The organism is Sphingopyxis sp. SCN 67-31 (assembly GCF_001725095.1).
The window spans coordinates 18,680-30,172 of sequence record NZ_MEFH01000098.1 but is presented as its reverse complement, the minus strand read 5'-3'; the positions used below and the strand labels follow the sequence as shown (position 1 = coordinate 30,172).

Annotated in this window: 8 protein-coding genes; all 8 read left to right on the top strand. The window is 66.2% G+C overall.

Going from position 1 to position 11,493, the window contains the following annotated elements:
- Positions 1 to 614 precede the first annotated feature (614 nt).
- The 8 genes from map (at position 615) to argJ (ending at position 11,327) form a co-directional block, all read left to right on the top strand.
- The gene (gene map, locus ABS88_RS19190) at positions 615 to 1,454 is read left to right on the top strand and encodes a type I methionyl aminopeptidase (RefSeq protein ID WP_067112706.1); all 840 of its coding nucleotides are present in this window, start codon (positions 615 to 617) and stop codon (positions 1,452 to 1,454) included.
- Positions 1,455 to 1,727: 273 nt separating this feature from the next.
- Positions 1,728 to 3,905, top strand: coding sequence for a PQQ-dependent dehydrogenase, methanol/ethanol family (locus ABS88_RS19185; protein WP_076076626.1), 2,178 nt, complete (start codon positions 1,728 to 1,730; stop codon positions 3,903 to 3,905).
- Positions 3,906 to 4,376: 471 nt separating this feature from the next.
- Positions 4,377 to 4,715, top strand: a complete 339-nt coding sequence (locus ABS88_RS19180) for a P-II family nitrogen regulator (protein WP_067112731.1) — start codon at positions 4,377 to 4,379, stop codon at positions 4,713 to 4,715.
- Positions 4,716 to 4,795: 80 nt separating this feature from the next.
- The gene (gene glnA, locus ABS88_RS19175) at positions 4,796 to 6,208 is read left to right on the top strand and encodes a type I glutamate--ammonia ligase (protein ID WP_076076629.1); all 1,413 of its coding nucleotides are present in this window, start codon (positions 4,796 to 4,798) and stop codon (positions 6,206 to 6,208) included.
- 153 nt (positions 6,209 to 6,361) lie between these two features.
- Complete coding sequence (locus ABS88_RS19170) at positions 6,362 to 6,880, top strand: hypothetical protein (RefSeq protein WP_076076632.1); 519 nt, start codon at positions 6,362 to 6,364, stop codon at positions 6,878 to 6,880.
- A gap of 83 nt (positions 6,881 to 6,963) precedes the next feature.
- Positions 6,964 to 8,274 carry a M20/M25/M40 family metallo-hydrolase gene (locus ABS88_RS19165; protein WP_076076634.1) on the top strand — a complete coding sequence of 437 codons (1,311 nt, stop codon included), beginning with the start codon at positions 6,964 to 6,966 and terminating at the stop codon, positions 8,272 to 8,274.
- A gap of 95 nt (positions 8,275 to 8,369) precedes the next feature.
- Complete coding sequence (locus ABS88_RS19160; RefSeq protein WP_076076637.1) at positions 8,370 to 9,806, top strand: aldehyde dehydrogenase family protein; 1,437 nt, start codon at positions 8,370 to 8,372, stop codon at positions 9,804 to 9,806.
- Between the two features lie 294 nt (positions 9,807 to 10,100).
- A complete protein-coding gene (argJ, locus tag ABS88_RS19155) occupies positions 10,101 to 11,327 on the top strand; it encodes a bifunctional glutamate N-acetyltransferase/amino-acid acetyltransferase ArgJ (RefSeq protein ID WP_076076640.1) in 1,227 nt (408 codons plus the stop codon).
- Positions 11,328 to 11,493: the final 166 nt, after the last annotated feature.

Here is an 11,493-nt window from a genome sequence, read left to right as displayed (position 1 = left end):
ATCGAGCATTAAATCTGAACCGTTTGCCCTGAGCTTGTCGAAGCCTGTCCTGAGCGCCTGCAAGGCAGTCGAAGGGGGCCGTTCTTTCTTTCGGCGCCGCAAGAAGAAGGACGGTGCTTCGACAGGCTCAGCACGAACGGCAGAAAGGGTGATGCAGATTTTAGGCACGCTGCTCTAGGTTCGGCGTTAGCCGGACCTTAGTCGCAGCGGGGTGGGGCCTTGCAGCCTCGCGCAAGGCGGATAGCCCCCACCCCAACCTCACCCCTAAAGGGGAGGGCCGCAAGCATGGGAGGCGGCTCGCGGATGTACAAGGCCACATCGCGTAACATGCAGAAAAAGATCGGCGTTGACGTAGCCGGAAAGGCTGGAAAGTCGGGAGGCCTCGGTGCCCATAGAAAATTGAGGGCTCAAGCCCGGAAGCGGTGAGCACCGATTATCAAACGTGTCGTATCCGAAACACATATGCTGCCAGACCAGCTGTCCCATTGGCTATCATTGGAAATCAGGATCGCTGGCGTTCATCGCTGGCTAGACCGACACATACCGAAGAAGAGAAAGCACCGTCAACGCTTGCAAACCTAGCTTTTTTAGCCCCGATCCCCTATATCCCCCCCATGTACGATTATGTTTCCGTCACCGCCGCCGAGGCCGGCACTCCTGCTCCCGTGCGCGACGGGACGATCAAGCTGCACGACGAGGCGGGTTTTGCCGGCATGCGCCGGGCGGGGCGGCTCGCGGCCGAGATCCTCGACGCGCTCGTTCCCTTCGTCCGGCCCGGCGTGACGACGGCGCAGATCGACGACCTCGTCCGCGAGATGACGCTGGCGGGCGGCGGCATTCCCGCGACGCTCGGCTATCGCGGCTACACGCACAGCTGCTGCACCAGCATCAATCACGTCGTCTGCCACGGCATTCCCGACGCCAGGCCGCTGCGCGAGGGCGACATCGTCAATGTCGACGTCACGCCGATGGTCGACGGCTGGCACGGCGACACGAGCCGCATGTATCTGGTCGGCGAGGTCGGCATCAAGGCGCGGCGGCTGGTCGACGTGACCTATGAATGCCTGATGCTGGGGATCGAGCAGGCGAAGCCCGGCAACAGGATCGGCGACATCGCCCACGCGATCCAGCAGCATGCCGAGCGCCACCGCTATTCGGTCGTGCGCGACTTCTGCGGCCACGGCGTCGGCCAGATGTTCCACGACGCGCCCGAGGTCGTCCACGCCGGCCGCCCCGGCACCGGTCCCGAACTGAAGCCCGGCATGTTCTTCACCATCGAGCCGATGATCAACACCGGCAAATATGCGGTGAAGATGCTGCCCGACGGCTGGACCGCGACGACCCGCGACCGCAGCCTGTCGGCGCAGTTCGAACACAGTATCGGGATCACCGAAACCGGCTGCGAAATCTTTACCGCCAGCCCTAAAGGCCTGAATGCGCCGCCCTGGGCGTGAACACGCCGCCCTGCCGCGAACGCGTGGCGTCTAGAGCATCGAGCGTTAAATCTGACCCATCGTCCCGTTCGTGTCGAGCGCAGTCGAGACACCCATCAGCGTGGCGCAAGGCCGGTGAGTGTCTCGACTTCGCTCGACACGAACGAATAAGGGGCGTTGCAGATTCATGGCACGCCGCTCTAGGTAGAAGACCCTAAATCCCCCTTGCCAATCGGGCGCGCCCGGCGCAGAGTTGACGCAAACGTCAACCATGGACGTCGAGGGAGAGCGAATATGGCGAAACGGGTCTTCGTGACCGCGCTGCTGGGCGGCGCGGCGCTGGTGCTGGCGGGATGCAACGCATCGAAATCGGGCGGGACCGGATCGCTCGACGAGGCGGAGAAGGCCAGCGAGACCCTGCTGAAGACCGGCGGCAACGGCGACGACTGGGCCGGCATCGGCTACAGCTATGACGAGCAGCGCTTCAGCCCGCTCAAGGACATCGACGACCGGAATGTCGGGCAATTGGGCATCGCCTGGTTCGCCGACCTCGACGATGCGCGCGGGCAGGAAGCGACCCCGGTCGTCGTCGACGGGGTGATGTATGTCAGCCACGCCTGGTCGAAGGTCGACGCATGGGATGCCGCGACCGGCAAGAAGCTGTGGAGCTTCGACCCCAAGGTGCCCGGCGAACGCGCGGTCAACGCCTGCTGCGACGTTGTCAACCGCGGCGTCGCGGTCTGGGGCGACAAGCTGTTCGTCGGCACGATCGACGGCCGGCTGATCGCGCTCGACCGCAAGACCGGGCAGGAACTGTGGTCGACGCAGACCTTCGACACCGCGAAGCCCTATACGATCACCGGCGCGCCGCGCGTGGTGAAGGACATGGTGCTGATCGGCAACGGCGGCGCCGAATTCGGCGTGCGCGGCTATGTCACCGCCTATGACGCCGACACCGGCAAGGAACGCTGGCGCTTCTACACCGCGCCCAACCCCGAGAAAAGGAAGGACGGCGCGGCATCGGACGACATCTTCGCGTCGAAGGGCAACGCCACCTGGTCCGACAAGGGCGAGTGGAAGGTATCGGGCGGCGGCGGCACCGTGTGGGACGCGATCGTCTATGACAAGGATCTCGACCAGATCTATCTGGGCGTCGGCAACGGCAATCCATGGAACCACGGGCTGCGCTCGAACGGCGAGGGCGACAACTGGTTCCTCTCCTCGGTCGTCGCGCTCGACGCGGACACCGGCGCCTATAAATGGCATTATCAGGAAACCCCGGCCGAAAGCTGGGATTATACGGCGACGCAGCCGATCATCCTGGCCGAGCAGCCGGTGAACGGCACCCCGACCAGGGTGCTGTATCACGCGCCAAAGAACGGCTTTTTCTTCACCATCGACCGCGCGACGGGCAAGCTGATCGACGCAAAACCTTTCGTCGACGGGATCAACTGGGCGACCGGCTACGACCTCGCGACCGGGCGGCCGATCGAAAATCCCGATGCCCGCTTCTATCGGACCGGCAAGCCGTTCATCGCCATTCCGGGCGCACTCGGCGCGCACAACTGGCACCCGATGAGCTACAATCCCGCGACCGGCCTCGTCTATATCCCCGCGCAGCAGATTCCGCAGGGCTACCTCGAGGACATGGACGAACTCGACAAGCGTAAGGTGCTCGGCTTCAACGTCGGCACCTCGCTCCAGGCCGGGATGCTGCCCGACGACGCGGCGGCGTTCCGCGCCGCGGTCGCCGCGACCACCGGCCGCCTCGTCGCCTTCGATCCGCGCACGGGCAAGGTCGCCTGGGGGGTCGATTATCCCGCCGCATGGAACGGCGGGACGATGACGACGGCGGGCAACCTCGTCTTCCAGGGCACCAGCACCGGCCGCTTCCGCGCCTATGCCGCCGACAGCGGCAAGCAGCTTCTCGACCTCGACATGCAGTCGGGGATCGTCAGCGCGCCCTCGACCTTCCGCGTGAACGGCGTGCAATATGTCGCCTTCCAGACCAGCAAGGGCGGCGCCTTCCCGCTCGTCGCGGGGATCGCGGGCGGCGTGACGCGCAAGGTGCCCAACATCCCGCGCCTCGTCGTGCTCAAGATCGGCGGCACCGTCCAGCTTCCCGCACCGCCCGCGACGACCGCGCTCGAATGGAACCCGCCCGCGCCGGTCGGCACGCCGCAGCAGGTTGCGGCAGGCAAGGCGCACTTCGGACGCTATTGCCAAGTCTGTCACGGCGACAGCGCGATCGGCAACGGCTTCACCCCCGACCTGCGCGTCTCGGGCACGCTCGCCAATGCCGATGCGTGGAAAAGCGTGATCCTCGACGGCGCGCTCAAGGATCGCGGCATGGTCAGCTTCGCGCGCGTCCTCACGCCAGCCGATGCCGAGGCGATCCGCGCCTATGTCATCGAACGATCGAACTGGACCAAGGCGCATCTGCCCGAGGCGTCGGCGCCCATGGGGCGGTAGGGCGCAGACATCACCCCCTTTCCAAAACCGATGCTGGTTGCGGAGGGGGGCGGGATAGGAAATTTTCACGCGAAGGCGCAAAGGCGCGAAGAGGTCGTGTCATTGTACTTGCGCCGCTTTCCGGTCGCGCGAAGCGCCTTCAAGATCGCCTGCGGCGACAAATGGACGGCCGGCCTCGTGCGCGGCCTTCTTCGCGCCTTTGCGCCTTTGCGTGAATCAAAATAGGAACCGCCCTCGCCGCCATGCCCATATATTAGGCAGCAGGATGGCGGTGCTGCCCGCGTCTTGGGCAACGCCGCGACCCCACGCCGAAATTCCCGTCGGAACCCCGCCATTCGCCAATTGGCACGGGTCTTGATTGGTGCAAGATGGCGGCACACCGCACCGACTCGACCGGGAGGACCGGACCAGGCATGCCTGATCCGGCCCGGACTGCGACCGGCGGTGGACAGCCCAAGGGGAATGGACAGCGTGAAGAAGATTGAAGCGATCATCAAACCGTTCAAGCTCGACGAGGTGAAGGAGGCGCTGCACGAAGTCGGCGTCAGCGGCATCACCGTCACCGAAGCGAAGGGCTTCGGGCGCCAGAAAGGCCATACCGAGCTTTATCGCGGCGCCGAATATGTCGTCGACTTCCTGCCCAAGGTGAAGCTGGAGGTCGTCGTCGAGGATGGGCTGGCCGAGCGCGTGGTCGAGGCGATCGCCGCCGCCGCGCAAACCGGCCGCATCGGCGACGGCAAGATCTTCGTCTCGACCATCGAAACCGCGCTGCGCATCCGCACCGGAGAGCGCAACGAGGACGCGCTCTAGGACCGGAACTCCAGGGCCCGCCATCAGCCGTTCAACATCCCCCCGCATCGGGATCTATCGCAAGAAGGAAGTGCAAGACCATGGCCACCAAGCCGAAGGACATCATCGCGCGGATCGAGGAAAACGACATCGAGTGGGTCGACCTGCGCTTCACCGACCCCAAGGGCAAATGGCACCACCTGACCATGTGCGCCGGCGCGATCGACGAGGATGCGCTGGAGGATGGACTGATGTTCGACGGTTCGTCGATCGGGGGGTGGAAGGCGATCAACGAAAGCGACATGATCCTGAAGCCCGACCTCGACGCCGTCTATGACGATCCCTTTTCGGCGACGCCGATGCTGATCATCGTCTGCGACATCGTCGAGCCCGCGACCGGCGAAGGCTATGCCCGCGATCCGCGCACGACCGCGAAGCGCGCCGAGGCCTATGTCGGATCGACCGGCATCGGCGATACCGTCTATGTCGGGCCCGAGGCCGAATTCTTCATGTTCGACGACGTCCGCTTCGAAACCGGCTACAACAAGTCGGGCTTCGAGATCGACGACATCGAACTGCCGACCAATTCGGGCCGCAGCTACGAGGGCGGCAACCTGGCCCACCGGCCGCGCGCCAAGGGCGGTTATTTCCCCGTCGCCCCGGTCGACAGCGCGGTCGACATCCGCGGCGAGATGGTGTCGACGATGCTCGAACTCGGCCTGCCGTGCGACAAGCATCATCACGAGGTCGCGGCGGCGCAGCACGAACTGGGCCTGACCTTCGGCACGCTGACGCAGACCGCCGACCGCATGCAGATCTACAAATATGTCGTGCACCAGGTCGCGCATGCCTATGGCAAGACCGCGACCTTCATGCCCAAGCCGATCAAGGACGACAACGGCAGCGGCATGCACACGCATTTCTCGATCTGGGAAAAGGGCAAGCCGCTGTTCGCGGGCAACGGCTATGCCGGGCTGTCGGATATGTGCCTCTATTTCATCGGCGGCGTCATCAAGCATGCCAAGGCGCTGAACGCCTTCACCAATCCCACGACGAACAGCTACAAGCGGCTCGTCCCGGGTTTCGAAGCGCCGGTACTGCTCGCCTATTCGTCGCGCAACCGGTCGGCCTCGTGCCGCATCCCCTATGGCGCGGGCGCCAAGGCGAAGCGCGTCGAGTTCCGCTTTCCCGACGCGATGGCGAACCCCTATCTCTGCTATGCGGCGCTGCTGATGGCGGGGCTCGACGGCATCCAGAACAAGATCCATCCCGGCGACGCGATGGACAAGAATCTCTATGACCTGCCGCCCGAGGAACTGAAGGAAGTGCCGACCGTGTGCGCCTCGCTGCGCGAAGCGCTCGACAGCCTGGCTGCCGACCACGACTTCCTGCTGAAGGGTGACGTCTTCTCGAAGGACCAGATCGAGGCTTATATCGAACTCAAGTGGGACGAGGTTCACGCCGTCGAACAGACGCCGAGCCCGGTCGAGTTCGAGATGTACTACAGCGCCTGACCGGTCCGACCGGCAGGACGACAGGGTCGTCCGGCTGACAGCGGCCGGGCGCCTCCCGTCTTTCGGAAGAATGGGTCATCGCGCCGGCGCTTACCATTCGGCAAGATGGCGCTGCTATATCCCCCGACGGAATGTCCGAGGGGGGATATCGCAATGCTTCGCCGCCTGCTGCTGGTCGTCACGATGCTGCTAGTCGCCAGCTGCGGCAAGGTCGCCGAACTGACGAACCAGACCCGGACCGTCGCGGCGCCGCGCGAAGAGGTGTTCGCGAAGATGTTCGGCGACGAGGGCGCCTTCACCGGCCTGCCGCTCGTCACCAACGGCGGCTCGACCCGCCTTTACGAACTGGTGATCGACAGGAGCGACCCGGCGTGGGCGCAGGTCGCGCCCAAGCTGCGCCCCGACGCCTATAAGGTGAAATTCGCCGTCGCGATGGAAATCCCGCGCGAGGCGCACATGATCTACAGCATCGACGACGGCGCGCTGTCGACCGGCCTCAAATTCACCTTCGACGAACTGGCGCCCGACCGCACCCGCGTCGCCTTTTCGATCGACGAACTGTCGGGCTCGGACAGCGAGGGCCTCCGGGTGAATGCGGCGAAGCTCCGTTCGATCGCGCGCGATGCGCTGAAGAAGCTCGACGATTTCGACGAGGTGAAGGACGCCGCCTGATCGCGGCGCGCAAAATCCCCGCGGCGACTTGCCGCCCCAGCGCCGAGTCGGCACAAGGAGCGACCCCTCGCAAGGAGTCGCTCATGAAATCGCTGCCGTTCGTCGCCCTGCTCGCCCTCCAGTTCGCGCTCGTCCCGCCCGCGCAGGCGAAACTCAGCAAGGCCGAAAGCGCGATGGCGAAGACGGTCGCGGCCGAGCAGGACCGCTCGATCGCGCTGCTCGAACGGCTGGTGAATCAGAACAGCGGCTCGCTCAACCTCGCAGGGGTCGAGAAGGTCGGCCAGATGATGCGCGCCGAACTCGAGCCGCTGGGGTTCGAGGTGACGTGGAAACCGACCCCCGAGACCGGTCGCGCGGGCCATCTGATCGCGGTGCACAAGGGTCGCCCCGACACCAGGCGCCTGTTGCTGATCGCGCATCTCGACACGGTGTTCGAACCCGATTCGCCGTTCCAGACCTTCACCCGCAAGGGCGACCGGGGCGAAGGCCCGGGCGCGGGCGACGACAAGGGCGGAATGGTCGTCATCCTCGCCGCGCTGCGCGCGATGAAGGCGGCGGGGACGCTGAAGGACGCCAACATCGAAATCCACATGACCGGCGACGAGGAGGATGCGGGCGATCCGATCGAGAAGGCGCGCGCCGACCTGATCGAAGCGGGCAAGCGCAGCGACGTCGCGCTCGACTTCGAAGGGCTGGTGCGCGACGGCGGCGCCGACATGGGGTCGATCGCGCGGCGCTCGTCGGAAAGCTGGACGGTCACGGCGACCGGCCGGACGGGCCACAGCTCGGGCATCTTCGGCGCCGGGGTCGGCGACGGCGCCATCTATGAGCTGACGCGCATCATCCAGCGCTTTCGCACCGAACTGCCCGAACCCAACCTGACCTTCAACGTCGGGCTGATCGCCGGTGGCGAGACCGCGAGCCTCGACGCGGGCGGCATCCGCGGCGCCGCGACGGGCAAGACCAACATCATTCCGCCGATCGCGATCGCCCGCGGCGACCTGCGCACGCTGTCGATCGAGCAATCGCAGCGGGTGCGGGCGAAGATGGCACAGATCGTGGCGGATCACGCGCCGGAAACCGGCGCGACGCTGAGCTTCGATCCCGGCGGCTATCCGCCGATGGCGCCGACCGAGGGCAACAGGGCGCTGCTGGTGAAGCTGAACGGCGTCAACCGCGACCTCGGCCTGCCCGAGATGGCGGCGCTCGATCCGCTGAAGCGCGGCGCAGGCGACATCAGCTTCGTCGCCGCCGACGTCGACGGGCTCGCGGGCCTCGGCCCCTGGTCGACCGGCGACCATGCGCCGGGCGAGGCGGTCGACCTGCCCAGCATCGCGCGGCAGGCGACCCGCGCCGCCATCCTGATGTCCCGCCTCGCGGCCGAAAAGCGCTGACCCGCCAGCTTTCGCAGTTGGCCCAGCTTGATTCATGGTCCACAGTGATTAGGTAGCAATCCGATACGCAATTCCGCGCCGATGGGAGACAGACGATGAGCGATACCGAAACCCACCTGAAACAGCAGTACATCGGCGGCCAGTGGGTCGACAGCAAGGGCGGCAGGCTGCACGACGTCGTCAACCCCGCGACCGAGGAAGCCGCTTCGACCGTCGTGCTCGGCACCGCCGCCGACGTCGACGCCGCGGTCGCCGCGGCGCGCGAGGCCTTCAAGAGCTGGTCGCAGACGACGCGCGAGGAACGGCTGGCGCTGATGGGCCGCATCGTCGAGGAATATAAGAAGCGCGGCCCCGACCTCGCCAGGTCGATGGCCGCCGAAATGGGCGCGCCGGTCAGCTTCGCGGGCACCGCGCAGGTCGGTGCCGGCATCGGCGGTTTCCTCGGCACGATCGAGGCGCTCAAGACGTTCGAGTTCAGCGAGCAGCATGGCGCGAACAAGGTCGTCTATGAGCCGATCGGCGTCGTCGGCATGATCACGCCGTGGAACTGGCCGCTCAACCAGATCGCGCTGAAAGTCGCGCCCGCGCTGGCCGCCGGCAACACGATGATCCTCAAGCCGTCGGAGGAATGCCCCGGCAACGCGGTGATCTTCGCCGAAATCCTCGACGCCGCGGGCGTGCCGCCGGGCGTGTTCAATCTGGTGCAGGGCGACGGCCCGACCGTCGGCAACGCAATCTCTTCACACCCCGGCATCGAGATGGTGAGCTTCACCGGATCGACCCGCGCCGGCATCCTCGTCGCCAAGGCGGCGGCCGACACGGTCAAGCGCGTCCATCAGGAACTGGGCGGCAAGTCGCCGAACCTCGTCCTGCCCGACGCCGACCTGGGCGCCGTGCTGCCGCCGACGGTGCAGGGCGTGCTCGTCAACACCGGGCAGAGCTGCATCGCGCCGACGCGCATCCTTGTCCACAAGGATCGCAAGGAGGAAGCGGTCGGCGTCATCAAGGCGATGTTCGACGGCACGCAGGTCGGCGATCCGACCCAGGAGGGCGGTCACATCGGTCCGGTCGTCAACAAGGCGCAGTTCGACAAGATCCAGGGCCTGATCCAGTCGGCGATCGACGAAGGCGCGACGCTGGAGACCGGCGGCACCGGCCTGCCGAGCAACGTCAACCGCGGCTATTTCATCAAGCCGACGGTCTTCTCGGGCGTCACCCCCGACATGCGGATCGCGAAGGAGGAAGTGTTCGGCCCCGTCGCGACGATCATGGAATATTCGAACCTCGACGAAGCGGTCGAGATCGCCAACGACACCGAATACGGCCTGTCCGCCGTCGTGTCGGGCGACCCCGCCAAGGCCGCCGAAGTCGCGCCGAAGCTGCGCGCGGGCATGGTCGCGGTCAACAACTGGGGCCCCGCGCCGGGCGCTCCGTTTGGCGGCTACAAACAGTCGGGCAACGGCCGCGAAGGCGGGTTGTTCGGCCTCAAGGACTTCATGGAAATGAAGGCGATCAGCGGCATTCCGGCGTAAGTCTCCCCTCCCGCTTGCGGGAGGGGTCGGGGGTGGGCCGCGACGTCGCATTGGCCCACCCCGCTGCGACCAGGGCGTGGTGCCATCGAATGGACTCGTCACCCGCGAGCGGCGAAGCCGCGCGGCAATCCAGGGGCGTGCGCAAACCGCTCTGGATTGCTTCGCTCCGCTCGCAATGACGAAGGGGGTCAATCCAAAGTCATCGATGTCTAGGGCGCAAGCGCCCAAGTCTCGCTGCCCCTCCCGTAAACGGGAGGGGTTTTGCGTTGGGGGAAGAGCCGCTACACGCGCCCCATGACCACCCGTTCCCCGCTCGCCCCCGCCGCCTTCCCCGCCCTGCCCGACATCGCCGGGGTGACGCGCCGCGTCGCGCGTGCGCGTTACAAGGAATGGGACCGCTGCGACCTCACCTATGTCGAGCTGGCGCCCGGCACCGCGGTCGCGGGCGTGTTCACGCGCAACATCTGCTGTTCGTCGGAGGTCGAACTGGGCCGCGAGCAGGTGAAGCACGGCGCCGCGCGCGCGCTGATCGTCAACGCGGGCAACAGCAACGCCTTCACCGGCTATCGCGGGCGCGAGGCGGTCGAGCAGATCAGGACGCAGGTCGCGGAGCATCTCGGCTGCAAGGACGACGAGGTGTTCGTCAGTTCGACCGGCGTGATCGGCGTGCCGCTGCCCAAGGACAAGGCGCGTGCGGGCATTGCGGCGGCGCTGACCGCCGATCCCTGTTCGTGGGAAGCCGCTGCCGAAACGATCGGCACCACCGACACCTTCGCCAAGGGCGCCGCGGCGAGCGCCGTCGTCGGCGGCCGCACCGTCCACGTCGCGGGGATCGTCAAGGGATCGGGGATGATCGCCCCCGACATGGCGACGATGCTCGGTTACATCTTCACCGACGCCGCGGTCGCGCCGGCGCTGTTACAGGAAATGCTGAGCGAGGCGACGGGCGGAACGTTCAACTGCATCACCGTCGACAGCGACACCTCGACCAGCGACACGGTCCTGCTGTTCGCCACCGGGCAGGCGGGCAACACGCGCCTCGAATCATGGGACGACGCCGGCGCCGACGCGCTGCATGCCGCGATCCGGCAGGTGGCGCTCGACCTTGCGCAGCAGGTGGTGCGCGACGGCGAGGGCGCGTCGAAATTCATCGAGGTGCAGGTGACCGGCGCGACCGGCGACGAAAGCGCGAAGCGCGTCGCGCTGTCGATCGCCAATTCGCCGCTGGTCAAGACCGCAGTCGCGGGCGAGGACGCCAATTGGGGCCGCGTCGTGATGGCAGTGGGCAAGGCCGGCGAACCCGCCGACCGCGATCGGCTGGCGATCCGCTTCGGCGACCATTGGGTCGCGAAGGACGGCCTGCCGGTCGAGGGCTATGACGAGGCGCCGGTCGCGGCACATCTGAAAGGGCAGGCCGTCCGCATCGGCGCCGACCTTGGCCTCGGCGAAGGCCGCGCGACCGTGTGGACGTGCGACCTGACCCACGGCTACATCAGCATCAACGCCGACTATCGAAGCTGATCAGTTTTGCAATAATCGGGATCATCGAAAATCCGTTCGCCCTGAGCTTGTCGAAGCCTGTCCTGAGCGCCTGCAAGGCAGTCGAAGGGGGCCGTTCTTTCTTTCGGGCGTCGCTGAAGGAAGAACGGTGCTTCGACAAGCTTAGCACAAACGGAATTAGGGGAAT